22 protein-coding genes, 1 tRNA gene and 1 riboswitch are annotated in these 26335 nt (G+C 65.9%); of the genes, 15 read left to right on the top strand and 8 right to left on the bottom strand.

Annotation, left to right across the window (positions count from 1 at the left end):
• Positions 1–159 precede the first annotated feature (159 nt).
• Positions 160–3666 carry a proline dehydrogenase family protein gene (locus QI450_RS15280; RefSeq protein ID WP_226775206.1) on the top strand — a complete coding sequence of 1169 codons (3507 nt, stop codon included), beginning with the start codon at positions 160–162 and terminating at the stop codon, positions 3664–3666.
• Between the two features lie 103 nt (positions 3667–3769).
• Here the strand turns inward: QI450_RS15280 and QI450_RS15275 are convergent, their stop codons facing one another.
• The gene (locus tag QI450_RS15275) at positions 3770–4135 is read right to left on the bottom strand and encodes a hypothetical protein (RefSeq protein ID WP_226775207.1); all 366 of its coding nucleotides are present in this window, start codon (positions 4133–4135) and stop codon (positions 3770–3772) included.
• 267 nt (positions 4136–4402) lie between these two features.
• Positions 4403–5257, bottom strand: a complete 855-nt coding sequence (locus QI450_RS15270; protein ID WP_226775208.1) for a LysR substrate-binding domain-containing protein — start codon at positions 5255–5257, stop codon at positions 4403–4405.
• A gap of 143 nt (positions 5258–5400) precedes the next feature.
• On the opposite strand from QI450_RS15270, the gene QI450_RS15265 reads away from it, so the two are divergent.
• Positions 5401–6801: an MFS transporter gene (locus QI450_RS15265; protein ID WP_226775209.1), complete on the top strand. Its 1401-nt coding sequence runs from the start codon at positions 5401–5403 to the stop codon at positions 6799–6801.
• A gap of 79 nt (positions 6802–6880) precedes the next feature.
• Here QI450_RS15265 and QI450_RS15260 read toward each other — a convergent pair whose 3' ends face one another.
• Positions 6881–8041, bottom strand: coding sequence for a N(5)-(carboxyethyl)ornithine synthase (locus QI450_RS15260; RefSeq protein ID WP_226775210.1), 1161 nt, complete (start codon positions 8039–8041; stop codon positions 6881–6883).
• Positions 8042–8289: 248 nt separating this feature from the next.
• Positions 8290–8363, bottom strand: a tRNA-Gly gene (locus QI450_RS15255).
• A gap of 351 nt (positions 8364–8714) precedes the next feature.
• Here QI450_RS15255 and QI450_RS15250 point away from each other — a divergent pair.
• Together QI450_RS15250 and dcd are read left to right on the top strand one after the other, a co-directional pair.
• A complete protein-coding gene (locus QI450_RS15250) occupies positions 8715–9158 on the top strand; it encodes an SRPBCC family protein (RefSeq protein ID WP_226775211.1) in 444 nt (147 codons plus the stop codon).
• Positions 9159–9208: 50 nt separating this feature from the next.
• Positions 9209–9784, top strand: coding sequence for a dCTP deaminase (gene dcd, locus QI450_RS15245; RefSeq protein WP_226775212.1), 576 nt, complete (start codon positions 9209–9211; stop codon positions 9782–9784).
• A 42-nt stretch (positions 9785–9826) separates the two neighbouring features.
• Here the strand turns inward: dcd and QI450_RS15240 are convergent, their stop codons facing one another.
• Genes QI450_RS15240 through QI450_RS15230 form a run of 3 tightly spaced genes read right to left on the bottom strand, consistent with a single transcriptional unit; the run spans position 9827 to position 12953 of the window.
• Entirely contained in the window at positions 9827–11023 is a 1197-nt protein-coding gene (locus tag QI450_RS15240; protein WP_226775213.1) for a cation:proton antiporter, read from the bottom strand.
• A gap of 4 nt (positions 11024–11027) precedes the next feature.
• Complete coding sequence (locus tag QI450_RS15235; protein WP_226775214.1) at positions 11028–11510, bottom strand: cation:proton antiporter regulatory subunit; 483 nt, start codon at positions 11508–11510, stop codon at positions 11028–11030.
• 39 nt (positions 11511–11549) lie between these two features.
• Positions 11550–12953, bottom strand: a complete 1404-nt coding sequence (locus QI450_RS15230) for an MFS transporter (RefSeq protein WP_226775215.1) — start codon at positions 12951–12953, stop codon at positions 11550–11552.
• A 152-nt stretch (positions 12954–13105) separates the two neighbouring features.
• Between QI450_RS15230 and QI450_RS15225 the strand changes: the two genes are divergently transcribed.
• The 6 genes from QI450_RS15225 to mnhG are packed head-to-tail and all read left to right on the top strand — an operon-like array spanning position 13106 to position 19549.
• Positions 13106–16144: a Na+/H+ antiporter subunit A gene (locus tag QI450_RS15225; RefSeq protein ID WP_226775216.1), complete on the top strand. Its 3039-nt coding sequence runs from the start codon at positions 13106–13108 to the stop codon at positions 16142–16144.
• Positions 16141–16719 carry a Na(+)/H(+) antiporter subunit C gene (locus QI450_RS15220; protein WP_226775217.1) on the top strand — a complete coding sequence of 193 codons (579 nt, stop codon included), beginning with the start codon at positions 16141–16143 and terminating at the stop codon, positions 16717–16719. The genes QI450_RS15225 and QI450_RS15220 overlap by 4 nt, the downstream gene beginning before the upstream one ends.
• Complete coding sequence (locus tag QI450_RS15215) at positions 16716–18329, top strand: Na+/H+ antiporter subunit D (RefSeq protein ID WP_282468043.1); 1614 nt, start codon at positions 16716–16718, stop codon at positions 18327–18329. The genes QI450_RS15220 and QI450_RS15215 overlap by 4 nt, the downstream gene beginning before the upstream one ends.
• Positions 18326–18871 (top strand): Na+/H+ antiporter subunit E, encoded by a 546-nt coding sequence (locus tag QI450_RS15210; protein ID WP_226775219.1) that lies wholly within the window; start codon positions 18326–18328, stop codon positions 18869–18871. The genes QI450_RS15215 and QI450_RS15210 overlap by 4 nt, the downstream gene beginning before the upstream one ends.
• A complete protein-coding gene (locus tag QI450_RS15205; protein WP_226775496.1) occupies positions 18871–19146 on the top strand; it encodes a monovalent cation/H+ antiporter complex subunit F in 276 nt (91 codons plus the stop codon). The genes QI450_RS15210 and QI450_RS15205 overlap by 1 nt, the downstream gene beginning before the upstream one ends.
• Entirely contained in the window at positions 19136–19549 is a 414-nt protein-coding gene (gene mnhG, locus QI450_RS15200; protein ID WP_226775220.1) for a monovalent cation/H(+) antiporter subunit G, read from the top strand. Before QI450_RS15205 ends, mnhG begins: the two co-directional genes overlap by 11 nt.
• Positions 19550–19565: 16 nt before the next feature.
• On the opposite strand, the gene QI450_RS15195 is transcribed toward mnhG, so the two are convergent.
• On the bottom strand, positions 19566–19829 hold the full coding sequence (locus tag QI450_RS15195) for a DUF4235 domain-containing protein (protein WP_226775221.1): 264 nt from the start codon (positions 19827–19829) through the stop codon (positions 19566–19568).
• A 195-nt stretch (positions 19830–20024) separates the two neighbouring features.
• Positions 20025–20168, top strand: a riboswitch (TPP riboswitch).
• Positions 20169–20233: 65 nt separating this feature from the next.
• On the opposite strand from QI450_RS15195, the gene QI450_RS15190 reads away from it, so the two are divergent.
• The 5 genes from QI450_RS15190 (at position 20234) to QI450_RS15170 (ending at position 26306) form a co-directional block, all read left to right on the top strand.
• Positions 20234–20920, top strand: a complete 687-nt coding sequence (locus QI450_RS15190) for an ECF transporter S component (protein ID WP_226775222.1) — start codon at positions 20234–20236, stop codon at positions 20918–20920.
• Positions 20921–20936: 16 nt separating this feature from the next.
• Positions 20937–22637 (top strand): ABC transporter ATP-binding protein, encoded by a 1701-nt coding sequence (locus tag QI450_RS15185; protein ID WP_226775223.1) that lies wholly within the window; start codon positions 20937–20939, stop codon positions 22635–22637.
• A gap of 7 nt (positions 22638–22644) precedes the next feature.
• Positions 22645–23448, top strand: coding sequence for an energy-coupling factor transporter transmembrane component T (locus QI450_RS15180; protein ID WP_226775224.1), 804 nt, complete (start codon positions 22645–22647; stop codon positions 23446–23448).
• 95 nt (positions 23449–23543) lie between these two features.
• Complete coding sequence (locus QI450_RS15175) at positions 23544–25067, top strand: UDP-N-acetylglucosamine 1-carboxyvinyltransferase (protein WP_226775225.1); 1524 nt, start codon at positions 23544–23546, stop codon at positions 25065–25067.
• Between the two features lie 54 nt (positions 25068–25121).
• On the top strand, positions 25122–26306 hold the full coding sequence (locus QI450_RS15170) for a glutamate--cysteine ligase (RefSeq protein WP_282358994.1): 1185 nt from the start codon (positions 25122–25124) through the stop codon (positions 26304–26306).
• Positions 26307–26335: the final 29 nt, after the last annotated feature.

Below are 26335 nucleotides of genomic sequence, written 5' to 3'. Positions count from 1 at the left end.
AATCAGCGCCGGAGGTGAGGGAGGGTCGTTTGGCGTGGCGGGCAAAACGTTCGATTTTCTGACCAGTATTGCTCGAAAAACATCGCTTTATCTTATGAAAATCCGGTCGCATACTGAAACAAGAACGGTCCACATTTTTGAGAAAGAACGAGTGCAGCCATGACCAACGTTTCAACGGAGTCCGGTGTGAAGGCCGGCAACGCGGCCGAGCAGACAACCTTTTCGGACGACTCTGCGGTCCTTGAGGCCACCGCCCTGTCGGAAGAGACGATCGGGTTGGTGCGTCGCTGGCTGTCCGCGGCGGCAAGCGTTCCGGTTGATGCCTCGGCCGCCCAGCTCGCCGGGGTGTTGAAGGACCCGAACGGCCTCGACTTCACCGTCGGATTCGTCGACGGCGTCGTCCGTCCCGAGGACCTGGGAGTTGCAGCGCGGAACCTCGCGGCGCTGGCACCCAAGGTGCCCGCTTTCCTGCCCTGGTACATGCGCGGCGCCGTCCGGCTCGGCGGCACCATGGCCCCGTTGCTGCCGCGCTTGGTTATCCCGATCGCACGCCGGGTGCTGCGTGAGATGGTGGGGCACCTGATCGTTGACGCGACCCACGCCAAGCTCGGTCCCGCCATCGCGAAGATCCGCAAGGACGGCATCAAGCTCAACGTCAATCTCCTGGGCGAGGCAGTGCTCGGTGAGCACGAGGCCTCCCGCCGGCTTGAGGGCACCCATACGCTCCTTGCCCGTCCGGACGTTGACTACGTCTCGATCAAGGTTTCCTCGACGGTCGCCCCGCACTCGCCGTGGGCGTTTGATGAGGCCGTGGAGCATGTGGTGGAGAAGCTGACCCCGCTGTTCGCCCGGGCGGCGTCCTTCCCGGTGGCGAAGTTCATCAATCTGGACATGGAGGAATACAAGGATCTGGATCTGACCATCGCGGTCTTCACCCGGATCCTTGATAAGCCCGAGTTCAAGAACCTGGCGGCCGGCATTGTGCTCCAGGCCTACCTCCCGGACGCGCTGTCCGCGATGGTCAGGCTGCAGGACTGGGCTGCCGCGCGCCGCGCCGGCGGGGGCGCCGCGGTCAAGGTCCGTGTGGTGAAGGGCGCGAACCTGCCGATGGAGCAGGTCGAAGCGTCATTGCATGACTGGCCGCTCGCCACCTGGGGAACGAAGCAGGATTCGGATACCAACTACAAGCGCGTCATCAATTACGCGCTGCACCCGGACCGGATCGGGAACATCCGGATCGGTGTGGCCGGTCATAATCTCTTCGATATTGCGTTCGCCTGGTTGCTGGCCAAACAGCGCGGTGTGGAGTCCGGGATCGAGTTCGAGATGCTGTTGGGGATGGCCCAGGGCCAGGCGGAAGCGGTCAGGAAGGACGTCGGTTCGCTGCTGCTCTACACACCAGTGGTGCACCCGGCCGAGTTCGACGTCGCGATCGCGTACCTGATCCGCCGCCTCGAGGAAGGCGCCAGCCAGGAAAACTTCATGTCCGCCGTGTTCGAACTCGGGGGGAACTCCCCAGAAAGCCGCTCCCTCTTCGAGCGAGAGAAGGAGCGCTTCCTCGCCTCCCTCGCCGACTTGGACGGCACGGTGCCCGGCCCGAACAGGCGGCAGAACCGCGCACTCCCGGCCATGCCGATGCCGCGCGACGCCTTTGCGAACACCCCGGACACCGATCCGTCGCTGCCGGCGAACCGCGATTGGGGCCGGGCCATCCTGGAGCGGGTTCCGCACTCGACTCTGGGCAACGCGGCCGTGGAAGCGGCCACCATCCATGACGAGGCTAGCCTTGAGACCGTCATCGCGACCGCCGTGGCGAAGGGCAAGGCCTGGGGCGCACTGTCCGGAGCCGAGCGGGCCGAAATCCTGCACCGCGCCGGCGACGTCCTGGAATCCCGCCGCGCTGAGCTGCTTGAGGTCATGGCGAGCGAGACCGGCAAGACCATCGACCAGGGTGACCCCGAGGTCAGCGAGGCGGTTGACTTCGCGCACTACTACGCCGAATCGGCCCGCAAACTCGACGACGTCGACGGCGCCACCTTCGTGCCGGCCACACTCACGGTCGTGACGCCGCCGTGGAACTTCCCGGTAGCCATCCCGGCCGGCTCTACCCTCGCGGCCCTGGCCGCAGGCTCCGCCGTTGTCATCAAACCCGCCAGGCAGGCTTGCCGCAGCGGCGCCGTGATGGTCGAGGCCCTGTGGGAAGCCGGCGTCCCGAGAGACGTCCTGACCATGGTTCAGCTCGGCGAGCGGGAGCTGGGCCGGCAGCTGATCGGCCACCCCGCGGTGGACCGGGTGATCCTCACCGGCGGCTACGAAACGGCCGAATTATTCCGTTCGTTCCGCCCGGACCTGCCCCTGCTCGCCGAGACCAGCGGTAAGAATGCCATTATTGTGACCCCGAGCGCGGACCTCGACCTCGCCGCCAAAGACGTCGCGTACTCCGCGTTTGGCCACGCCGGGCAGAAGTGCTCTGCGGCCTCGCTGGTGATCCTCGTCGGCTCGGTGGCGAAATCCAGGCGCTTCCACCACCAGTTGGTCGACGCCGTGACGTCCTTGAAGGTGGGGTACCCGGAGGATCCGGCCAGCCAGATGGGCCCGATCATCGAACCCGCCAACGGCAAGCTGCTCAGCGCCCTCACCACACTCGGCGAAGGCGAGTCCTGGGCAGTGGAGCCCCGGAAACTTGATGACACCGGCAGGCTCTGGAGCCCGGGCGTGCGCAACGGCGTGCGCCGCGGCTCATATTTCCACCTCACCGAATTCTTCGGCCCCGTGCTCGGGGTTATGACCGCGGACACCCTGGACGAGGCAATCGCGATCCAGAACCAGATCGACTACGGCCTCACGTCCGGTCTGCACTCCCTGGATCCGGAGGAAGTCGGCTTGTGGCTTGACACCGTCCAGGCGGGCAACCTGTACGTCAACCGCGGTATCACCGGCGCCATTGTGCAGCGCCAGCCCTTCGGCGGCTGGAAGAAATCCGCCGTCGGCGCCGGCACCAAGGCCGGCGGTCCAAACTACCTGACCGGACTCGGCACCTGGACCAGCAAGCCCAGCTCCGCGGCCCAAAGCACCGAACCAGGGCACCCTGGCGTCCAGCGGATCCTGCAGGCTGCCCGGAGCGAGATGGCCGCCGTCGAATTCGAATCATTGCAGCGTGCACTGGGCTCGGACGCCCGCGCCTGGGCGGACGAGTTTGGCACCGCCAGGGACGCCACCGGGCTGGCCGCCGAGCGGAACATCTTCCGCTACCGGCCCCTGCCCGTGACCATCCGCCGCTCCGACGCTGAACCCCTCACCCACCTTGTCCGGACCGTCGCGGCCGGAGTCCTCGCCGGCTCAACCCTGACGGTGTCCAGCGGCGAGGCGCTGCCCGCCAAGCTGCACACGGTCTTCTCCGGCCTCGGCATCGACACCACAGTGCAGAACGACGCCGACTGGCTCGCCGCCGCGAAGACAACAACAACCACACGGATCAGGCTCCTTGGCGGCAACCACACAGTCCTGGCCCAGGCCACCGGCGGACGCCCCGATCTCGCCATCTACCACCAGCCGGCTACCGAATCCGGACATGTTGACCTGTTGCCCTTCCTGCACGAGCAAGCCATCAGCATCACCGCCCACCGGTTCGGCACCCCCAACCACATCACCGACGCACTGATCTAAGGCATTGCCTCCCGGGAGGCGGATTAAACAAGCCGGGCGACCACCCTCCAATAGTGGTCGCCCGGCTCATTGATTTTGGGGCGCGGCGTGCCCCGGACCGGACTCAGCCGAAGTACCAGCCTGGCGGAACCCACGAGGCAGGCACCGCATGGGCGGAGAAGTCGTCGCATCCGGAGCAGAAGTAGGTGACTTCGCCCAGCTTGTTGATGGAGCCGTCCCTCCGGTGCGTGGCAGGAACAAATGTCTCAAGGTAGATGAACTCGTCGTTCCCGCAGCGTTCGCAGAACGGGCTGCCCACATAGTCGGCCTCAACAAGGGTGGGCAAGTGAGGGTTCAGCTGGCCCCCGCGGGGGTGGTGGGCGGATGAGCCGCGGTGCACGGCTTGGGAGAGCGGGCTCGCAGTCTTCAGGCCACCGCCTGACGATACTGCGGTGAGCGGACTGTGGTGGGGGTTATTGGCTGGCGTCATTGTCGGCCTATCCCGAACGCCTCCGGAAGTCGCCGTGCGGCAGACCCAGATACAGCATCCGTTTGTTGAATCGGTGTAGTTGGCCGCTGCTTGACCGTTAACGTACTCAGGATATGCCACGAATCCGGGTGGATCAATGGTATGCGTAAGTATGCAATCCAAGTAGGTACAGCGCCGGGTCGCGTAGGCCGCAACGGATCGGCGCAGGCGCTGGGCAGGTATCCCCGGCTGCGCCGCTGCTTCCGGCCCCGACGCCGGCGGGTCCGTTCAAGCGGAGCGCTTCAGCGGCCGGCCGGCGATCGTCTGGGTCAAGGCCTCAATCACCTCGGTGTTGGCCAGCGGATTTCGGATCAGGGTGAAGTCCACGTCGCCCACCGGGGGCAGGTCAAAGCGCCGGGTGATGATCTTGAGGTCCTCCGGCACCAGCGAGGACGGCATGACCGCCACCCCGATCCCGGCCCGGACCGCGGCCAGCACCCCGCTGATCTGCCGGGTTGCGCAGGTGATCCGCCAAGTCCTGCCAGCGGACTCCAACGCGTCGATGGCCAGCTTCCGGCTGAGGCTGGGGGCGGGGTAGGCAATCAGCGGCACCGGCTCGGTCGGATCCAGCGAGGTCTGCTCCAAGCCGACCCAGGCGAACGAGTCCTGCTGCACCACCGTGCCGTCCTTGGCCCCGGCAACCCATTTGACGAAGACCAGGTCCAGTTGGCCGGCATTGAGCCGCTTGTAGAGCTGGTCGCTTTGGCCCACTGTCAGTTCCAGGTTGATCTGCGGGTAGACCTGCCGAAACTCCCGCAGGATCCGCGGGAGCCCGGTGATGGCCAGGTCGTCGGCGGTACCGAAGCGCAGCCGTCCGCGCATGGCCGATCCGGAGAAATAGCGTGCCGCCGCATCATGGGCGGAGAGGATGCTCCGGGCGAAACCTGCCATCGCGTCCCCGTTGTCGGTGAGGCGCACGTCCCGGGTGTCCCGCGCCACGAGGACCCGTTTTGCGGCGGTTTCCAGCTTGCGGACATGCTGGCTGACCGTCGGCTGTGCCAGGCCCAGCCGTTCCGCGGCCTTGGTAAAGCTCAGAGTCTCAGCCACGGCCAGGAAGGACCGCAGCTGGGCAGGTTCAAACATGAGGCCTCCCTGGCCGTGCGCGCGTTCCCGCACCACATTGCGTTACGTAATGCGAGTTATGCGGTGAATAAGCTTCCGCAATCTATTGCGGCCAGCTTAGCGTTAAGGCATCCCCATTCACCCCGCTCCCTTGAGGACACTCCGTGGCACCCCCACCGCCGTCAGAGGCCACCGTCACCGCACTGCCGGACGCCGTTACCCAGCCTGTCGCCGTCGTAAGCCAAAGGCTGCCGTGGCGCCACACCTTCATATCGTTGAAGGTCCGCAATTTCCGCATCTTCGCGATCGGCCATTTCATCGCCGTCATCGCCCTCTGGATGCAGCGGATTGCGCAGGACTGGCTGGTCCTCCAACTCTCCGGTTCCGTCACCGCCGTCGGGATCACCGTGGCCCTGCAGTTCCTGCCGTCGTTGTTTCTGGGGCCGTGGGCAGGGATGATGGCGGATCGGTTCGCGAAGCGCAGGATTCTGATGCTGTGCCAGTCGGTGGCGGCGGCGCTGGCGGCCGTTCTTGCCGTGCTGGCACTCAGCCAGCAGATTGAGGTGTGGCACGTCTACGTGATCGCCCTGGCGTTGGGCCTGGTGACAGTGCTGGACCAGCCCGCGCGGCAGGTCTTTGTCAACGAACTCGTGGGCCCGGCCTATCTCCGGAACGCCATCAGCGTGAATTCCACAACGTTCCAGCTCGGCGGGCTGATCGGACCCGCGCTCGCAGGCCTGCTGATCACCGCGGTGGGCGCCGGCTGGGCATTCGCCGCGAACGCCATCGCGTGCTGCTCGACAGTTGCCATGCTGCTCACGTTGCGGAAGGACCAGCTGCACACCAGCGCACCCGTGCCCAAGCGCAAGGGAATGCTGCGTGAAGGGCTGAACTATGCGCTGAGCAAACCAACCATCTACTGGCCGTGGCTGATGGCGGCCTTCGTCGCCGTGTTCGCGATGAGCCTGCCGGTGTTGCTTGCCGCTTTCGCGGACCGGGTGTACGACGTCGGCGCCGGCGGCTACGGGGTGCTCAACGGGACGGTGGCCCTCGGGGCGCTGGCCGGGGCCATCACCTCCGCCCGCCGGCGTGAGCTGCGGCTGCGTTCGGTGATGCTCGCCGCCGGAATGTACGGGCTTATGCTTTGCCTGGCGGCGCTGGCGCCTTCCATCGTATGGTTCGCGGCGGCGATGGTGCTGGCCGGGTTCTGGTGCCTGATGTTCCTGACCGCCGCCAACCAGTTGGTCCAGATCAGCTCAAACATGGCAATCCGCGGACGCGTGATGAGCCTGTACATTATGGTTCTGATCGGCGGGCAGGCCATTGGCGGGCCCATGCTCGGCTGGCTGGCAGAGCACGTGGATCCGCACACGGCCATCCTGGTTTCCGGCGCGGTACCGGCCCTGGCAGCGGCGACCGTCGCCGTTGTGCTGGCCCGCCGCGACCAGCTGATGCTCCGGGTGGACCTGCGGGACCGGCGCAGACTTGTCAAGATCGTCCGCAGGGCTGCGGCTCCGGCGACAGGGCAGTACCCGGGCGGGCGGCCGGCTGCCGCCACACCCTAACGTTGCGCACGGCAGATCGAGAGCCGCTGCGTGGATCCGCGCAGCGGCCCCCGGTTTTTGTAGCGGAAACCCCGGCCGGTCAGCCTGCCAGCGGGCCGTGCGGGTACGCCGGATGCCGTTGCTGGAACTGAAGTACGTCCGGGTTGAGGACGACGCCGTCGCGGACCTCGATGGCGCGCCGGATGGTCTCGTTCGCGGCCCACTCCTCGGGTCCGCTGATCACGGTTTCCAGGAAGGGCAGCAGCGCCTCGCTGATTTCCCAACTGGCGGAATTCCACAGGTAGGACGGGCTGTGGTCCACGCCGTAGTAGGCGATATGGTCCCCGACGGTGAACATCGGCTCGGCAAACGTGGTGCTTTTCGCCCAGCTGAAGCCCATACCCTCATCGCAGGACACGTCCACGATCAGGCTCCCGGGCCGGAACTTGTCAAGATCCTCCGTGCGCAGATACGTCAGTGGTGCGTTCGGATCCTGGAGTGTGCAGTTGACGACGATGTCCGTCCCGGCGAGGAACGGTGCGAGCGGCACACGGCCGCGCTCGGTGATGACTTCGCTCAGAAACGGCGCCTTGTCGCTGTGGTCGAACTGCGCGATCCGCACCGAATGGATGGGGGAGCCAACCGCGGCGACCCCGCGGTTGGTCAGGACCTGGACGTCGTGTACGCCATGGGCGTTCAGCGCCGTGACCGCACCGCGCGCCGTGGCCCCGAAGCCGATCACCACTGCGCTCAGCCGGCGGCCGTAGTCTCCGGTGGAACCAGTTAGCCCCAAGGCGTGCAGGACCGAACAGTAACCGGCCAGTTCGTTGTTCTTGTGGAACACGTGCAAGCCGAAGCCGCCGTCGCTGGCCCAGTGGTTCATCGCCTCGAACGCTATCAGCGTGAGCTTTTTGTCGATCGCCAGTTGGGTGATGGCCCGGTCCTGGACGCAGTGCGGCCAGCCCCAGAGGACCTGGCCGTCCCGGAGCTCGGCAAGGTCTTCGGGCTGCGGTTTGGGCAACAGGACGACATCGGCCTCGGCGAGAAGCTGGGCGCGTGGGACGATACGCCCCACCAGTGGTGCCAGATGGGCATCCGAGACGCCGAAGCGCTCGCCGTAGCCTTCCTCCAGAATGAGCTGCCGCTGGAGTTCCGGGGCTATGCGGTCCAAGTGGAGAGGGTGGATCGGGAGGCGCTGCTCGTCAGGTTTCCGGGTGCTGGCAAGCACCCCGAGGGTAAGGCGGTTCGTCGGACCGCTCACTTTTTCTTCGGACTGGCCGGCTTCGAGCCGGTCGCCTTGTCCAGGGAGCTTGGCGGCAAAGCGGCGGTCCTTTTGTCGGCACGCTTTTCCTTCAGGGATTTCCCGGATTTCTTGGATGCTGCTTGACGGGGGGACTTATCAGCCATGATCGCTCCTGTAGCGGAACCGAAGAGGTTCCTGACTTCGAACCATACAGGCACGGACCTAACGGCCCCGGAGGAGTCCAAGGCGCAGAAACCCTGGCGACGTGGAGCGGCTGACGGGAATCGAACCCGCGTATCAAGCTTGGGAAGCTAGCGCTCTACCATTGAGCTACAGCCGCAGTGGGAACGGCCGAAATGCTGAAGCCGGTCCCGGGGAACAACGAGATTTACCTTACCCCAGCCACGCGCGTTCGCCGAACACGTCGCCCCTGCGACATCGTGGCCCGGCGCTCCCAGGCTGGCCACACCTGGTCGCTACACCGGCGGCAGAACGGCGAGTCGCGTCAGATGGCCGGGAAGGCCTGAGGAGCCACTGAGCACTAAACAGCCGGGGGATTCCCATAACTGTTCGATAAAGGCCCGTTACAGGAACCGTGCGGGCGGGGCCTTGCTGATTATCCTGAAGGGGTTAGCTGCAGTTCCGGGGAAGCGGGCTACGCCCATCAGCCGTCAGCGCAGCGAGGATTTCAGTGGCAATTGCAGAGTACGACGTCGTGATCCACCGGGACGCAATGTCCGTGTACGACTTCCTGCTCGATGCCCGCAATCTGCCGAGCTGGCGTGACGGAGTCCGCGGCGTTGAACTCGTATCGGGCGCGGCCGGGGCCAAGGGTGCCGTTTACCGGCAGAGCCTCGCTGCACCCGCCGGACGGACGGAATGCTGCGACGTCGAGATCACCGAGGCGCGGCCGGGGGCAGAGATCCGGTTCACCGTACTTGCCGGGCCGGAGCGGACCCGCGGCGGCTACTACCTGAGCACCGAAGGCACCAGTACCCGCGTCCGGTTTGCCTTGGAGGGCGAAGCGCGGGGGCTCCTGGCCCGGTTGAGTTCCCGGTTCCGGCGTCGGATGAGGGCGGAAGTCGGCCAGCTGGACCAGCTCAAGGCAGTGCTGGAGCAGGAACCGGAACTGTAACACCGGGACGGCACACCACTGTTCCCGGTGAGTGCTGTAATTTTGACACTGTGCTGATCTCTGACCGCGACATTCGTGCCGAAATAGCTTCCCACCGGATAGTTCTTGAGCCGTTCGACCCTGCCATGGTTCAGCCGTCCTCGGTTGACGTGCGGATCGATAAGTTTTTCCGACTCTTCGACAACCACAAGTACGCCCACATCGATCCGGCGGAGGAACAACCCGAGCTGACCCGACTGGTGGAGGTCGATTCCGGCGAACCCTTTATTCTGCATCCCGGGGAATTCGTGCTGGGCTCCACCTACGAGACAGTGACGCTCCCGGACGACATCGCCGCCCGGCTGGAAGGCAAGTCATCGCTGGGCCGGCTCGGCCTGCTCACCCACTCCACGGCAGGATTCATCGACCCGGGCTTTTCCGGACACGTGACCCTTGAGCTGTCGAATATGGCGACGCTGCCCATCAAGCTCTGGCCGGGTATGAAGATTGGGCAACTGTGCTTCTTCCGGCTGACCTCGGCCGCCGAGCACCCCTACGGCTCCGGCGAGTACGGTAACCGCTATCAGGGCCAGCGCGGCCCGACGGCGAGCCGGAGCCATTTGAATTTCCACCGCACGGTCATCTGACCCGGCCCGCTGCGCGGACGCCCTGCGGCAGCGGCGTCCAGCCTAGATGCCGTCCGCAGTCCGAACCCTGGACGGCTTGGCCGGGCGGCGCAGCATCGCCACAACCGGTTCCACAAACTTTGCTATCAGCGGGCCAGTGACTGCCATGATCAGCACGTAGGCGGTGGCCAAGGCCGCGAGTTCCTGGGGTACGACGCCGGAGGCGACGGCGAGCCCGGCGATAACGATTGAGAATTCGCCGCGCGCGATTAATGCTGCTCCGGCGCGGAAGCGCCCCGGCACGCCGATCCCGGCACGCTTCGCCGCCCAGATCCCGGTGAGCATCTTGGTGGCAGCGGTGACGATGGCCAGGAGCAACGCCCAGCCAAGCACGGGCGGGATGCTCGTTGGGTCCGTGTTGAGCCCGAAGACCACAAAGAATATGGCTGCGAAGAGATCCCGCAGCGGCTCAAGGATCCGGGTGGCGCTGTGCGCGGTGGCCCCGGAAATGGCGATCCCGAGCATAAAGGCACCCACCGCGGCCGAGACCTGCATGGCCGCTGCCAGTCCGGCCACCAGCAGGGCGGCGCCGAGCAGGTTCAGCAGGAACACCTCGGAGTTCTCGCTGTGCACGGCTTTGGACACGTGGTGCCCGTGTCGTAACGCCACAATCAGGACGATGGTCACGACGGCGAGCGAGATCCCGACCGTCTGCAGTCCGGCCACGAAACTCACGCCGGCCAGGGTTGCCGTCAGCACCGGCAGATACACCGCCATGGCCAGGTCTTCGAAGACCAGGATCGAGAGCACCACCGGAGTCTCGCGGTTACCGATTCGACCAAGGTCGGTGATCACCTTGGCAGCGATCCCGGAGGACGAAATGTAGGTGACGCCACCCATCACCATCGCCCCTACAACGCCCCAGCCCAGCAGTGCCGCCAGCACGGCGCCCGGCAGGAAGTTCAGCACGAGGTCCAGGACACCGGCCTGCCAGGAACGCCGCAGCCCGGTGACCAGCTCAGCCGCCGTATATTCCAATCCGAGCATAAGCAGGAGCAGGATAACGCCGATCTCGCTGGAGAGGTGCGCGAATTCGTGCATACCCTCGAGTTTGACCAGCCCGCCTGCACCGAAGAACAGGCCGCCGACCAAGTACAGCGGAATAGGGGACATCCCGATCCGCCCGGCCAGCCTCGCCAGCAGGCCGAGGCAAAAGACGACGGCCCCGAGTTCGATCAGCGTCAGTGCGAGCGGGTCCATGCTGTCAGCCGTTGCGCAGGATGCTGGCCGCTGTGTCCAGGCCTTCTTGCGTTCCGACTGCTACGAGGAGGTCTCCGGGGTGCAGGACGACGTCGGGCCCGGGGGAGGGAAGAACTTCGCCTTCGCGCATGATCGCGACGATCGAGGCGCCGCTTCGGGTCCGGATGCAGGCTTTGCCCATTGGCTGTTTGTGGAACGGGGAGTCGGCCGCGATGGAGAACTGCCGGGTGACGATTCCCGGGACCTCGCGGTGTGCCTCGGAAAGCTGCATTGCCAGCCGCTGGCCTCCCAGCAGGTTTCCGAGGGCGGCGGCTTCATCGACTGTCAGCGGAATGGACGCCTGGCAGGTGTCCGGATCGTCCCAGGTCGAGACGATGAGTTCAGTCTGGCCTTCGCGGTGTTCCACAACGCCGATCCGCCGTCCCGAGGCGGTCATAAAGTCCTTGCGCCGGCCCAGTCCCGGAAGGTCTGTTTCATCCACATTCATCCCTCCAGCCTAGTGCGCCGCAGGGGATTCCGGGGAGGTTCAGGCTGCCGGGACGACGGCGATCTCGGTCCGGTCCGGTGCCTTGACCGGAAGAAGGAGCAACAGCCCTGCCAGGAGCACTGCCATGATGCCAAGAATGCCCCAGCGCTGCGCCCCGCCGGGTTCCACCAGCGGGGCCGCGACGGCGATGCACAGCGTAAACAGTGCGGGCGCGAGAAAGCTGACGGCCCGGCCCGTCGTGGCGTAGAGGCCAAACAGCTCACCGGATTCCCCGTGCGGGGCAAGCCGGGCCAGGTAGGCCCGGGAGGAGGATTGTGCCGGTCCCACAAAGAGGCACAGGAACAGTCCGAAGATCCAGAACGTGGTGGTGCCGGCCCACTGTATGCCGAAGAGGGAATAGTTTCCGTTGCCGAGGACCAGGATCATCGAGCCGGCGACCAGAAGCCCTGCCAGCGAACCGGTGATGACCGATTTAGGACCGATCCGGTCATCGAGGAAGCCGCCCACGATGGCACCCGCCGCGGCAACAACGTTTCCGAAAATCGCGAAAAAGATGACCTCCGTGAGTTCGAACCCGAACGTACCCGCGGCGATGATGCCGCCGAAGGTAAACACCGCTGCCAGCCCGTCCCTGAAAACGGCACTGGCAAGAAGGAAATAGATGGTGTGCGGGCTGGTTCGGTAGATCGCCTTGATCCGCCGCAGCAACAGGCCGTAGGAGGCAAGGAATCCCAGCGCGGCGCCCTGCCTTGTTTTGGGCAGTTCCGGAACGGCGAACAGAACGGGCAACGCGAAAATGAAGAACCACAAGGCGGAGAACACCGCGACCAGCCGGATGTTCAGGCCGTCCGCCGTCGAGCCGCCGAACCACTCGAAGCCGGGCTGGACAAAAAGCTGGAGCACAATCAGCAGGGCCACGATGCCGCCGAGGTATCCCATGCCCCAGCCGAAGCCGCTGACCTTGCCGATGTTCTTAGGGGTGGAGATCTGGGCGAGCATGGCGTTGTAGTTCACGCCGGCAAACTCAAAGAACACGTTCGCCAGCGCAATCAGTGCCACCCCTGGCAGCAAGAACTCAGGGCGCGGGAAAACAAAAAAGCACAGGGCTGTCAGGACCGCGACAGCGGCCGTGTTGACCCCAAGCCACAGCCGGCGCCGGCCACCGTTGTCCGATCGCTGCCCGGTGACTGGTGCCAGCAGCGCGATGGCGGCACCGGCGATCGCCAACCCGCCGCCCAGGACCGCGGAGGCATGGTCCTCGCCGCCGAAGGCTTTGGATGTCAGGTACACGGTGAAGACAAAGGTAGTCATCACCGCATTGAAGGCGGCCGAGCCCCAGTCCCAGGCCGCCCACGCGAGGATGCGCCCCTTGTGGGACGCCTGGTGCCCGGATTCAAGTTCCGATTCTGGGCGCATGGCCTCAGGGACGGCAGCGGAGTTCATAGCGTGAATAATATCCGCAGTCCGCCCAGGACCCGGCCTACCGTGGGAAAAGAATTTGTCAACGCTTGGTAAACTGTCCGGACTGAACCGAACGAATACACCGCCTGCTCCAACTTGTTGATAAATGAAATCCTGACGTTGCGGAGATACCAGTGATCACAGTCCTTGCCGCGCACTTTGCGGCGGCCGCTGTGGCGCCATGGCTCTTCCGAAAGTTCGGCCGGAACTCCTTCTACGCCCTCGCGGCAGTGCCGGCCGGTTCGTTCCTCTGGCTGGTCCTGCAGCACGGCGCCGTTTATGCCAACGCAGCTGCGGCCCAGGGCGGAGTTGCAGGAAACGGAACCGCCGAGGTCCTGCCATGGATCCCCGAGCTGAAGCTTGAGCTCGCCTTCCGGATGGATGCCCTGGCCTGGGTGATGTCCCTGCTGGTCCTCGGGGTCGGCGCGCTGGTCCTCGTCTACTGTGCCCGGTACTTCAAGGACAAAGACGAGTACCTCGGTGGATTTGGCGCCCAGTTGGTAGCCTTCGCCGGGGTGATGTTCGGACTCGTGACGGCAGATGACCTGCTCTTGATGTTCATCTTCTGGGAACTGACCACGGTCCTGTCCTACCTGCTGATTGGCTACGCCCGGGCCCGGCTGTCCGCTCGGCGCTCCGCCCTGCAGGCCTTGATCGTCACCACCGCCGGCGGCTTGGCCATGCTCGTGGGGCTGATCATCCTCGGTTTCAACGCCGGGACCTACCGGATCTCTGCCATTCTGGGCCTGGCGCCTGAGCTCGTCACCGGTCCCGCCGCGGGCGCCGTTGCTGCCGCCGTCCTCCTCATCCTGGTGGGCGCGATCACCAAATCGGCGCTGGTTCCGTTCCACTTCTGGCTTCCCGGCGCGATGGCTGCTCCCACCCCGGTGAGCGCCTACTTGCATGCCGCGGCCATGGTGAAGGCCGGCATCTACCTCGTGGCGCGGCTGGCGCCCGGGTTCACGGAAACCCCGTTCTGGTTGCCGGTGGTGCTTGGCCTTGGTCTGGCCACCATGCTGGTCGGCGGCTACCGGGCGCTGCGGCAAACGGACATAAAGCTCATCCTCGCCTACGGTACGGTCAGCCAACTCGGCTTCCTGACCATGGTCGTGGGACTCGGCACGCCCGAGGCGGCCCTTGCCGGGCTCGCACTTCTCCTCGCCCACGGATTGTTCAAGGCCACGCTCTTCCTGGTGGTGGGCATCATTGACCACCAGGCCGGAACCCGCGATATGCGCAAGCTCTCGGGCGTTTACCGTTCCTCCCGGGCGCTGGCCATTGTGGCCGCCGTCGGGGCCGCCTCAATGGCCGGAATCCCGCCGCTGGCCGGCTTTGTCGCGAAAGAATCAGTCTTTGAAGCCTTCGTCCACTACAGCGCCGACGCGGCGGCCGGTCCGTGGGCTCTGGTGCTCCTGGCCGGCCTGGTGCTGGGTTCCATCCTGACCTTCGCCTACAGCGCACGGTTTATGTGGGGCGCGTTCGCCGTCAAGTCCGGCGTCAGGACAACGCCTTTCAAACCGATCAGACCCGCCTTCCTGGCCGCCCCCGCCATCCTGAGCCTACTGACCGTCGCCTACGGGTTGTGGCCTGCGCCGGTAGACGGCTGGATCCAGCCGTACGCTGCACTGTTTGTGCCCGACGGCGAGGATGCAGCGGCCGCTGCCGGCCATCTGGCGCTGTGGCACGGACTTACCCCCAGCCTGGGCCTGACCGCCATCACCTTCGCCCTGGGCCTGGCCATGTTTTACGGCCGGAACACCGTCTCCCGGCTCCAGGCATTGGTCCCCGGCTGGATTGACGGTGACCGCAGCTATCAGCTGGCCATCGGCGCGCTCGACGACGCCGCAGTGTGGATTACCGGCCGGACCCAGCGCGGCTCGCTGTTCTTCTACCTCTCCGTCATCCTGACCGTGGCATTCGTCCTTCCGCTGACGGCCCTTGTGCTGGCGAACAAGCCAGTGCCCCCGAACCTCTACTTCATTGACCCCAATTCCCCGCTGCAGATTGTGGCGGGCGCAGGAATTGTGATCGGGGCGTTGGCCGCGGTGCGGGCCAACAAACGCTTTCTGGCCGTCCTGATGGTGTCCGTTACCGGCTACGGAATCGCCCTGATGTTCGCGCTGCAGGGCGCTCCTGACCTGGCGCTGACCCAGATGCTGGTGGAATCGATCATCCTCGTGGCCTTTGTTCTGGCCATGCGCAGCCTCCCGGCGGAACTGCGCGACAGGACCGGCGGCAAATACCGGGTGGTCCGGGTGATTATCGGAGCGGCGTTTGGCATCACCATGGTCTTTGTCGCCATCTACGCCCTCGGCGCCCGGGTGGCTGCACCCGTCTCGCTCGATTTCCCCAAACTGGCCTACGAGGGCGGCGGCGGGCTGAACATCGTCAACGTGACCCTCGTGGACATCCGGGCCTGGGACACCTTCGGGGAAATCTCCGTGCTGGCGCTGGCGGCCACAGGCGTTGCCAGCCTGATCTTCGTCCACAACCGCGGCGAGGGGATCCGGGCCTCCGCCACAGTGGCCGAGGGGTCCGTCGGCCGCCGCAATTCCGGAGGCGAACGCGGCAATACCCGTGACGAGGCGGCTTTGGCGATCAGCCGACGTTTCGCCGCCTCGAGCCGTGATGCATGGCTTGTGGCCGGCCGGACCCTGGCCCCGGAACGCCGCTCTATCATCTTCGAAGTCGTCACGCGGCTGGTTTTCCACTCCATAATCGTCTTCTCGATCTACCTGCTGCTTGCGGGCCACAACTTTCCCGGCGGCGGCTTCGCCGGTGGCCTCACCGCCGGGCTGGCCCTCACAGTCCGGTACCTCGCCGGCGGTCGTTTCGAGCTGCGCGAGGCGTCGCCCGTCAGTGCCGGCACCCTGCTCGGTATTGGCCTGGCCACCGCGGCGGCATCCGGCCTGGTACCGCTGCTGCTGGGCGGCCAGGTGTTCCAAAGCGCCATCATCGAGTTCTGGCTGCCGGTTTTCGGCGACGTCAAGTTCGTCACCTCCACAATCTTCGATATCGGCGTCTACACGGTCGTCGTCGGCCTGGCCCTGGACGTGCTGCGCAGCCTGGGCGCCGAAATCGACGAACATTTCGAGGAACAGTCACACGAACCGGCCGACGACCAGGAGCCCGGCGGAGTACCGGCCGAAACCACAGCCAAGGGGAAAGCATGAGCGTCAACCTGACCCTGCTGACGGTCATGGGAGCCTTGTACGCCTGCGGCATCTACCTGATCCTCGAACGCAGCCTTACCCGGGTCCTGCTGGGCCTGATGTTGCTCACGAACGCCACAAACCTGCTTATTTTGACCACCGGCGGTTACGCCGGCCTGGCGCCGATGTTCAGCAAGGACACCGCGGCCGGGGACTACAACGATCCGCTGCCTCAGGCCCTCATCCTCACCTCGATCGTGATCTCCTTTGCCGTCACGGCCTTTATGCTCGGCATCATCTACCGGACCTGGGTGCTGGCCCGCGAGGATGAAATCCAGGACGACGCCGAGGACCGCCGCGTGGCGCGGACTCCCAGCTTCGACGTCGAGGACGACTCCGTGATCCCGGTGGAAACCTCCGAGTTTCCCTTGACCATGATCGGTTCGAACGGCCACGGGGTCTCCAATGTCCCAGCCGGCGCCGAAGCCACGGTCCAGGTGGCAGACCGTAAGCTGAACGCCGAGCAGGCGGCGGCGGAGGAGCAACCGGGTTCCTTGAATGTCCAACTACCCGATCCGGAAGGAGGCGGACAGTGAACATTGCCAGTTTCGCCCCGCTCGCCGTCCTCCTTCCCATCCTCGGGGCGGCCCTCACCTTCCTGCTGATCCGACATTCGCGTGCGCAACGGACGGTGAGCATCGCGCTGCTGTCCGTGACGCTGCTGCTGGAGTGTCTGCTGCTGGCCTCCGTCTGGGAGGGCGGAACGTCGGCGGTCAACCTGGGCGGCTGGCTCCCGCCATGGGGCATCGTGATGGTGGTGGACCAGTTTTCTTCGCTGATGCTGGTGGTCTCCTCATCGGTGAGCCTCGCCGTGCTGATTTACGCCACCGGTCAGGGCATGGCCGACGGCGATCGGGATGCGCCGGTCTCGATCTTCCACCCCACCTATCTGATCCTGGTAGCGGGGGTGTCCAATGCGTTCCTCTCCGGTGACCTGTTCAACCTGTATGTGGGCTTCGAGATCCTCCTGACCGCCAGCTATGTGCTGATGACCCTCGGCGGGACGGGCCCGCGGATCCGGGCAGGCGTGACCTACCTGGTGGTCTCGGTGGTGTCCTCGGTGCTCTTCCTGATGGCGATCGCGATGATCTATGGCGCTACCGGCACCATCAACATGGCTGATCTCGCCATCAAGCTGGCGCAATTGGACCAGGGCACCCAAAACCTGCTGCACGTAATGCTCCTGGTGGCGTTTGGCATCAAGGCGGCGGTGTTCCCGCTGTCCTTTTGGCTCCCGGACTCCTACCCCACGGCGCCGGCTCCAGTCACCGCGGTGTTCGCAGGACTGCTCACCAAGGTGGGTGTCTACGCCATTGTCCGTACCGAAACGTTGCTCTTCCCGGGCGACACTTTTAATGCACCGTTGATGGTGGCCGCCTTGCTGACAATGGTTGTCGGAATCCTGGGTGCACTGGCCCAGAACGACATTAAGCGGCTGTTGTCCTTCACCCTGGTCAGCCACATCGGCTACATGGTGTTCGGGCTGGCGATGTCCTCGGTGGCAGGGCTGGGCGCCGCCGTCTTTTACGTCGCCCACCACATCACCATCCAGACCAGCCTGTTCCTGGTGACGGGCTTAATTGAGCGCCGTGGCGGAAGTTCCTCGGTGGACCGCCTGGCCGGGTTGGCCAAGTTGTCGCCCCTGCTGGCGGTGCTGTTTTTTGTCCCGGCAATGAACCTGGCCGGGATCCCGCCGTTCTCCGGCTTCCTGGGCAAGGTGGGCCTGCTTCAGGCCGGGGTGCAACTGGGAACACCACTGGCTTTCGCCCTGGTGGCCGGGGGAGTGCTGACCAGCCTGCTGACGCTGCTTGCCATCGCCAGGGTCTGGAACCGTGCGTTCTGGCGCAAACCGGAGGACGCGGAACACCCGGATCCGGTGCTGCTGGCTGCCCCGGAAGATTCGGCAACGGGGGACCGGGCGGGCAAGACCAACGTCACGCTGCTGCCGCGGACCATGGTGGGTTCCACGCTAGGCCTGGTGCTTTTCGGCGTCGGGCTGACCATCTTCGCCGGCCCGCTGTTCAAGGTCGCGGACCAGTCTGCCTTCGACATGCTGGACCGGACCTCGTACATCCAGGCGGTCCTGGGCGAAAACGCGCCGGTTCCGCCGAGGCCCGGGCCACAGCCGCAGGAGGCCTCCAAATGAGCCGGAAACGGATCTCGTTGCGGCAGGAACTGCCGCTGCTCGTATGGCTCGTAGTGGTTTGGGGCGCCCTCTGGCGGGACTTCAGCCCCGGTAACCTGCTCTTCGGAGCCCTGATTTCGGTCGTTGTCGCCCGGCTGTTCTACCTGCCGCCGGTGGAACTCGGCGGGCGCTTCAACCTGCTTCGTGCAGTGCCGTTTGTACTCGTGTTCCTGGCCAAAGTGGTGGCAGCGAGCTGCCAGGTCCTGTACCTGGCAGCGGCCAAGGGACCCAAGGTGGTCAGTGCCGTTGTGGCCGTCCCGCTCCGGAGCCACTCTGACCTGCTGGTCACGGCGACCGGTCACGTCACCGCGCTGATCCCCGGCTCCATGGTGGTGGAAGTGGATCGCTCCACATCCACGCTCTATGTGCACGGGATCAACGTCCGCAATGCAGCCGGCGCCGCGCAACTGCGCAAGGACGTCCGCGACACGGAGGCCGGGCTGATCCGGATCATGGGTACCAAAGCCGAAGTGTCCGCACTCAACCAGGAGGTGGGGCCGTGATGGCGCTAGTCCTGACCGTAACCGCGGTGGTGCTCTCGTTGGCCGCCGGCGGGGCGATCATCCGGATCGCGCGGGGCCCGTCGCTGCTGGACCGGGTGCTTGCCGCGGACGTGCTCCTGGCCATCGTGGGGGCGGCCATCTGCATCGACATGGCCGTGAACCGGCACCTGAACAACCTTATGCTGCTGGTGGCGGTATCCCTTATCGGGTTCGTCGGCTCCGTCACGGTAGCCCGCTTCGTTGCCGACCGGAGGGAGAAAAGCAGTGCCTCCTGAGACATTTACCGCCGACACCGTGATCGACGCCGTCTCGGCTGTCTTTATGGTGGTCGGTGCCCTGATGTCCCTCGCTGCGGCGGTGGGATTGCTCCGCTTTCCCGACCTGATGACCCGGATGCACGCAGCCACCAAACCCCAGGTGCTGGGACTGTTCCTGTTGCTGTTCGCGCTGGGCCTTCAAATGCGCACCTGGTGGGTCTGGCCGGTGCTGGTGGTGGCATGGATCTTCCAGCTGCTCACAGTTCCGGTTTCCGCGCATATGGTCGGCCGCGCCGGGTACCGGACCAAGCACCTCCACCCGGAGCTGCTCAGCACCGACGACCTGGAGGCCGTGGTGCAGCAGGCAGCCGGCACCCGGGGATTCACTCACGACGACGCCGGGGACGCCGGCAAACGGTGAAGCTAGAGGATGCGCCCTAGACCAGGTCCTGGGTTTTGGCGAAGCGGGCAACCGCTCGCTGGGTGCCGCGATTGGCGAGTACTTGGATGATGGCGCTGACGGACGCGGAGATCAGCGCAAAAGTCAGGGCCGAGCGCAGGGTGGTGGGGACATCGTCCTCGTGGCCCTTGGGTGGCTTATTGCCGGTGGACTTCTCCCAGACGGTGTCCACGAGCTTGGTGCCGACGTAGCCGGCAAGCAGGCTGACGCCGGCGCCGAGCAGTTTGATGAAAATATTCATTCTTCGCAACTCCTTGCGGGAGGGAAACAGGGCTTCCCCTAGCCTAGCGTTCCTCGCCCGACGGTCCAGTTGGGGACCTGCGGGCGGGGCCAACACCCCTGCCGTCGTCGGAGTCTTGGGTTTAACCTCGGCGTAACCCGGGGGTGGCCGGCGCTCCACGGGTGTAAAGTGGGTCACGCCCACAAGGGCGATTTTTAGATACGACAGGGGAGCGCCGCCGTCGGGCATCACCGGGGAAATCCGGGGAGACCACAGGTGGGCGCTGAGAGTGCGGACAGCCGCAGACCCTCGAACCTGATCCGGTTAGTACCGGCGCAAGGGAGTCGAGTTCTCAGAGTGGCCGGAGCGGCAGCGGAAGCTGCAGGCCCGGGCCACTCTCCCCTCCTGTTCCTCAGGAGGACGATATGACTGATACATCTGCCAAGCCCGGATCCGTACAACCCGGATCAGCCGGCGCGCCCGTCCGGTACAGCCACAACTGGCGTGTGGTGGACATTGTGGTGGCGGCGCTCATTGCGGTTGCCGGCGGCGTGATCTTCTGGGCCTGGTCCCAGGGTGCCAACCTGGTTTCTGCCCCCGTTAATGCGTTCTATCCGCCGCTCACCGGGCTCTACGCCGGAGGCTGGATGCTCCCGGCCGTGCTGGGCATGCTGATCATCCGCAAGCCGGGTGCTGCACTGTTCTGCGAATCGGTGGCCGCCACCGGCGAGCTGATCATGGGCTCGCAGTACGGCACCACAGTGCTGATCTCAGGCATCCTGCAGGGCCTCGGCGCCGAGCTGGTTTTTGCCGCGGTGCTCTACAAGAAGTTCAATGTGCCGTCCTTTCACGGGAAATTCAACCTGCCGGTGGCACTGCTGGCCGGCGCCGGGGCGGGCCTGTTCTGCGGCTTGAATGACTCGTTCCTGCCCTGGGGCTGGAACATCGCTTACGCCTCCGGTGACAAGCTGGCCTACATCGTTTTCACTGTGGTCTCCGGCGCCGTGATCGCCGGCGGCCTGTCCTGGCTCGCCACCCGGGCCCTGGCCAGGACCGGGGTGCTGGGCTCTTTCGCCTCCCGCAAGGCGGCCGCGGAGCCGGTCTTTTCCTGACCCGCGCACACGGCTGATGACATCCTCCGACCGGGTCCGCCCGGCTGCGATCACCGCGCGCGGCTGGGGCTGGTGGCACGCGGGCCGGACCCGGCCCGCAGTCCGCGGCCTTGACCTGGACATTCAGGCAGGGGAACGTGTGCTGCTGCTGGGACCATCCGGTGCCGGCAAATCCACGCTCCTCCACGCCCTGGCCGGTGTCCTCGGCGACTCGCCCGGCGGGGACGCCGGGCGAGCCGCCGAGCGTGCCGCTGGCCGCGGGCCGGCGGACGACGGGGATGCCGAGGAGACCGGCAGCTTGCTGATCGACGGGGCATCACCCCGGGAGCGGCGCGGCCGGGCCGGGCTGATGCAGCAGGACCCGGAGACGCAGGTGGTGCTCTCGCGCCTGGGCGACGACGTCGCCTTCGGGGCGGAAAACCTTTCAGTGCCCCCGGCCGACATCTGGACCCGGGCAGCGGAAGCGCTCGACGACGTCGGACTCGGCCGCCTGCCGCTGGACCACCCGACGTCGGCGCTGTCCGGCGGCCAGAAGCAGCGCCTGGCCCTCGCCGGCATCCTGGCGATGCGCCCCGGACTGATTCTCCTCGACGAGCCCACCGCCAACCTGGACCCGGCCGGAGTGCTGGAGCTTCGTGATGCCGTCGGCCGTTGCCTGGACAAGACCGGCGCTACCCTGGTGGTCGTGGAGCACAGGGTTGCCGTCTGGAAAGACCTCGTGAACCGGATTGTGGTGCTGCAGCCGGGCTCGGCGACGGACACCGCGGTGCTGATCGACGGACCGCCGGACCAGGTCCTGGACCAGGCGCGGGACATGCTCACCGCGGCGGGTGTTTGGGTGCCCGGTTACGTGCCGCAGACCCGGACGCGTCACCGGCCGCGGCCCGCCGGCCCGGCATCGGCCGCCGCCTCGGCCGCCGGCAGGGCCGCCGCCGGGGCGCCCGGTGGCCAGATTGCCCGCACCCCGACAGCGGGACTGCTGCTTGCCGCTGAGGACCTGGCCGTGTCCCGCGAACGGCCGCGCCGGGCGGGCCTCCGGGGCGGTTTTCGACCCATTCCGCCGGCGCCCGTCCAGTCCGGCATTGTTGCCCGGGTCCGCGCCGGGGAGGCCTTGACCATTACCGGCCCCAACGGATCGGGAAAGTCCACCTTCGCCCTGACGCTCGCGGGCCTGCTCGCGCCGGTCTCCGGCACGGTCTCGGCCACCCCGGAACTCAGCTCCGGTGCCGGGAGCGATCCGTACAAGTGGAAGGCCCGGCAGCTGATCTCAAGGATCGGCACAGTGTTCCAGGAACCTGAGCACCAGTTCGTCACGGGGCGGGTACTTGATGAGCTGATGTTCGGCCCCCGGCACCTGGGCCGCGGCGAGGAACGCGTCGACGAACTGCTCGAGCGGCTCCGGCTGGCGGAGCTCGTGGACGCGAACCCGTACACACTCTCCGGGGGCGAGAAACGTCGCCTGTCGGTGGCCACCGTCCTGGCAGCCCATCCGGACGTCCTCATCCTCGACGAACCAACCTTCGGCCAGGATGCCAACACCTGGGCCGAACTGGCCTCGTTCCTTTCCGAACTCCTCGACGCCGGCACCGCCGTCGTCTCGGTGACGCACGACGCCGAATTCAGCCACGTCCTCGGAGGGACCGAACTCAGCCTCCAGGTCCCCGATCAAGCGGAGCCCGATGAGCTGGCCCCCGTGCGCCGCGGGCCGGGACGTTGAGCACACCATGAGACAGGAACTGACGCTGCGCGGCAATCATGCCCTGCTGACCCGGGCCAACCCGCTCTCGAAGTTCGCCGCCGTTGTGTTCATTACCCTTGCCCTGGCGCTGTCGATCGACTGGGTGTCGGCCTCGGTGGCATTGGCCCTGGTTCTGGCACTTCTTCCGCTGGCCGGGCTGCGACCCGGGTTACTCTGGCTCCGTGGCTGGCCCTTGATCCTGGCCGCGGCGCTAGGCGGCTGGAGTACCACCATCCTGGCGCCGGACAGCGGCCGTATTCTGCTTGATGCCAGGATTTGGTCCATCAGCGACGGTTCCCTGGAGCTAGGGGTCGGCTTTATGGTCCGCGGGCTGGCCATCGCGCTGCCGGCGGTGCTGCTGATGAGTTGTACGGATCCCACGGACCTGGCGGACGCCCTCGCGCAGAACGCGAAACTCCCGCACCGCTTTGTCCTCGGAACGCTTGCCGCGATGCGTCTTGTGGGATTGATGGCCGAAGAGTGGCACACCATTGGGATGGCCCGCCGTGCCCGCGGTGTGGGTTCCCACGGGAACCCCCTGCAGCGGCTCCGCGCCACCTTGGGGCAGAGCTTCGGGCTGCTGGTGCAGGCCGTCCGGCGCGCCTCCCGCCTCGCTGTCACTATGGAGGCCCGCGGCTTCGGCGATGCGCCGCGGACCTGGGCACGGAAATCCACCTTCAGCGCCCTGGACGTCTGGGTGGTTCTCGGCGGACTCCTGATCGCCGGTTCCGCCGTCGCGGCGTCGTTGGCGGCAGGCACCTGGAACATGGTCTTCCTTGCCCGGCAATAGCGATAATTATCGCACGGAACGGGTATCGCAGCGATTTTTCCGGCGTCTTATCTGAAATGACCGGAGGAATACGTCACCCATGATATTTTTGCGGGATGACTCAACAGACTGCTGAACACGTTGGTGCGTTACTCCGCGATGCCCGCGGGCAAAAAGGCTGGACCCAGGGCCAGCTGGCCGCCGAGCTGGGAACCAGCCAGAGCGCCATCGCCCGAATGGAACAAGGCAAGCAGAATCTGAGCCTGAAAATGATCCAGCGTCTTGAGGTTATTTTTGACCGGAGCATCGTTAAGGTGGGGCGGCCCGCCATGACGCATCTGCGGGTGGAAGGCGGCCGGACCCTGTCCGGTTCGGTGGACGTCAACAGCAGCAAAAACGCAGGTGTCGCCCTGCTGTGCGCCAGCCTGATCAACCGCGGCACCACCACCCTGCGCCGGCTCGCACGCATCGAAGAAGTGAACAGGATCGTCGAGGTGCTGACGAGTATCGGCGTCGAATGCGTTTGGCTCAACGCCAGTGATCTTCAGATCCGGCGCCCCGCGGCCCTGGACCTTGACGCGATGGACATCGAGGCGGCCCGCCGGACCCGCAGCGTCATTATGTTGCTGGGCCCGCTCCTGGACGAATCCGCCGAATACCGGCTGCCCTATGCCGGCGGCTGCGACCTTGGCACCCGCACGGTGCAGCCGCACATGCAGGCGCTGCGCCAGTTCGGCCTCAGCGTGGACGCCAAGTCCGGCTACTACGCCGTGCAGGCGCCGCCCGCGGACGCGGCGGACCGGTCCTTTGTGCTCAGCGAACGCGGCGACACCGTTACCGAAAACGCCATCATGGCAGCCGCCCACCGCGGCGGGACCACAGTCATCCGCAACGCCAGCCCCAACTACATGGTGCAGGACCTTTGCTTCTACCTGGAGATGCTCGGGGTCCGGATCGACGGCGTAGGAACCACCACGCTGAAGATCACCGGCCGCCCCTCCGTCGACGTCGATGTTGAATATTTCCCGTCCGAAGATCCGATCGAGGCGATGAGCCTGATCACCGCCGGCATCGTCACAAACTCGGAAGTGACCGTCCGGCGCGTCCCGATCGAATTTATGGAAATCGAGCTCGCGACGCTGGAACAGATGGGTCAGCAGCTGGAAGTGTCCGGGGAGTATCTGGCCCGCAACGCGCGCACCCGGCTGGTGGATGTCACCACCCGGCCCTCGGTACTGCGGGCACCCGAGGACAAGATCCACCCCATGCCGTTCCCCGGGCTGAACATCGACAACCTGCCCTTCTTCGCGGTCATCGCCGCGAATGCCCAGGGCCAGACGATGATCCACGACTGGGTTTATGACAACCGGGCGATCTACCTGACGGAGCTGAACAAACTCGGCGCGCAGGTGCAGCTGCTGGACCCGCACCGGATCTACGTCAACGGCCCCACCAAATGGCGTGCGGCAGAGGTGGGCTGCCCGCCGGCCCTCCGACCCGCTGCCTGCCTGCTGTTGGCGATGCTCGCCGCCCGCGGCGTATCGGAACTGCGCAATATCTATGTGATCGAACGAGGCTACGAGGACTTGGCCGAGCGGCTCAACACCCTCGGCGCAAAAATCGAGTACTTCCAGGACTGAGCGACCCCGTAGCGAGGCGGCGCGCTTCACGGAGACCTGGCGCACAATGGAATCATGCGCACCTTCGGTGTGGAGGAGGAACTGCTCATCGTGGACCCCGAAACCGGGATGCCGCTTCCCCTCGCCGACGCCATTTTGCCCCGGCTGGAACCCCCGAAGCGGGCCTCCGGCCGGGCCGGTTCCGCGCAGCCGCCGGTCTATGAGGAACCGAACTTCAGCTATGAGCTCAAGCTGGAACAGCTTGAATCCCGGACCCGGCCGTGCCTGGAGTACGCCGAGTTGCTCCGGCAGCTCAGGCAGGGCCGTGCCCTCGCGGACCGCGCCGCCAGGGTGCATGGCGGCCGGATCGCCGCCCTCGGCACGTCGCCGCTCGGCTCGGCAACCCACCTGACGCCGAAGCAGCGGTACCTGACCATGCAGCAGCGTTTTGGGCGCACCGTCCGGAACCAGCTCACCTGCGGCCTGCACGTCCACACCCTTGTGGAGTCTCCGGAAGAGGGTGTGGCAGTGATGGACCGGATCCGCGACAAACTTGCTGTGCTGATTGCCCTGAGCGCAAATTCGCCCTACTGGAACGGTGCTGAGACAGGATTCGAAAGCTACCGCACCCAGGCTTGGAACCGCTGGCCGGGATCGGGCCCCACCATGATCTTCGGCAGCCTTCCGGTCTACCGCCGCGTCGTAAACCGTCTGGTGGAAAGCGGCGTCCTGATGGATGAAGGAATGGTCTACTTCGACTCGAGGCTGTGCCGGCACTATCCCACATTGGAGGTCCGGGTCGCAGACGTTTGCCTGCGGGCCGAGGACGCCGCGCTGATCGCCGTGCTGGTGCGTGCGCTTGTGGAGTCCGCGTCCCGGGAATGGCACGACGGAGTTGATCCCGCCCCGGTGCCGACGCTGCTGCTGCGGATGGCCGCCTGGCAGGCCAGCAACTGCGGACTGCGCGGGCAGCTGCTGGACTTCGGGACCTTCGTCCCAGCCCCGGCTGCCGAAGTGGTCCATGCCCTGGTGGACTTCGTAGCGCCCGTGCTGGTGGATCAGGGCGAGCTGGACTTGGTGCGCCATGGTGTTAGCCGGATGCTCGCCGAGGGCACCGGGTCGCAGCTGCAAAGGGAACCGTTCGACGCCGGCGGCCTGTCCGCCGTCGTTGAACGCGCCGTCGCGGCGACCGTGCCGGGACCGGACACCGGGGAACCCGCCGACGGGAGCACAACGCTGGGCCCGGTCCGGCGGCGCTGAGTGTGCAGTTCACGGCAGTTCTCCGCCAA

It is taken from the genome of Arthrobacter sp. EM1 (genome assembly GCF_029964055.1).
Classification (GTDB): domain Bacteria; phylum Actinomycetota; class Actinomycetes; order Actinomycetales; family Micrococcaceae; genus Arthrobacter.
This window is presented reverse-complemented; position numbering and strand designations above follow the sequence as displayed.

Excerpts from the sequence above, each read along its gene's own strand:
- QI450_RS15280 (WP_226775206.1), top strand. The coding sequence starts at position 160 with ATGACCAACGTTTCAACGGAGTCCGGTGTGAAGGCCGGCAACGCGGCC.
- QI450_RS15275 (WP_226775207.1), bottom strand. The coding sequence starts at position 4,135 with ATGACGCCAGCCAATAACCCCCACCACAGTCCGCTCACCGCAGTATCG.
- QI450_RS15270 (WP_226775208.1), bottom strand. The coding sequence starts at position 5,257 with ATGTTTGAACCTGCCCAGCTGCGGTCCTTCCTGGCCGTGGCTGAGACT.
- QI450_RS15240 (WP_226775213.1), bottom strand. The coding sequence starts at position 11,023 with ATGGACCCGCTCGCACTGACGCTGATCGAACTCGGGGCCGTCGTCTTT.
- QI450_RS15235 (WP_226775214.1), bottom strand. The coding sequence starts at position 11,510 with ATGAATGTGGATGAAACAGACCTTCCGGGACTGGGCCGGCGCAAGGAC.
- QI450_RS15230 (WP_226775215.1), bottom strand. The coding sequence starts at position 12,953 with ATGAACTCCGCTGCCGTCCCTGAGGCCATGCGCCCAGAATCGGAACTT.
- QI450_RS15220 (WP_226775217.1), top strand. The coding sequence starts at position 16,141 with ATGAGCGTCAACCTGACCCTGCTGACGGTCATGGGAGCCTTGTACGCC.
- QI450_RS15210 (WP_226775219.1), top strand. The coding sequence starts at position 18,326 with ATGAGCCGGAAACGGATCTCGTTGCGGCAGGAACTGCCGCTGCTCGTA.
- QI450_RS15205 (WP_226775496.1), top strand. The coding sequence starts at position 18,871 with ATGGCGCTAGTCCTGACCGTAACCGCGGTGGTGCTCTCGTTGGCCGCC.
- QI450_RS15195 (WP_226775221.1), bottom strand. The coding sequence starts at position 19,829 with ATGAATATTTTCATCAAACTGCTCGGCGCCGGCGTCAGCCTGCTTGCC.
- QI450_RS15190 (WP_226775222.1), top strand. The coding sequence starts at position 20,234 with ATGACTGATACATCTGCCAAGCCCGGATCCGTACAACCCGGATCAGCC.
- QI450_RS15185 (WP_226775223.1), top strand. The coding sequence starts at position 20,937 with ATGACATCCTCCGACCGGGTCCGCCCGGCTGCGATCACCGCGCGCGGC.
- QI450_RS15180 (WP_226775224.1), top strand. The coding sequence starts at position 22,645 with ATGAGACAGGAACTGACGCTGCGCGGCAATCATGCCCTGCTGACCCGG.
- QI450_RS15175 (WP_226775225.1), top strand. The coding sequence starts at position 23,544 with ATGACTCAACAGACTGCTGAACACGTTGGTGCGTTACTCCGCGATGCC.
- QI450_RS15170 (WP_282358994.1), top strand. The coding sequence starts at position 25,122 with ATGCGCACCTTCGGTGTGGAGGAGGAACTGCTCATCGTGGACCCCGAA.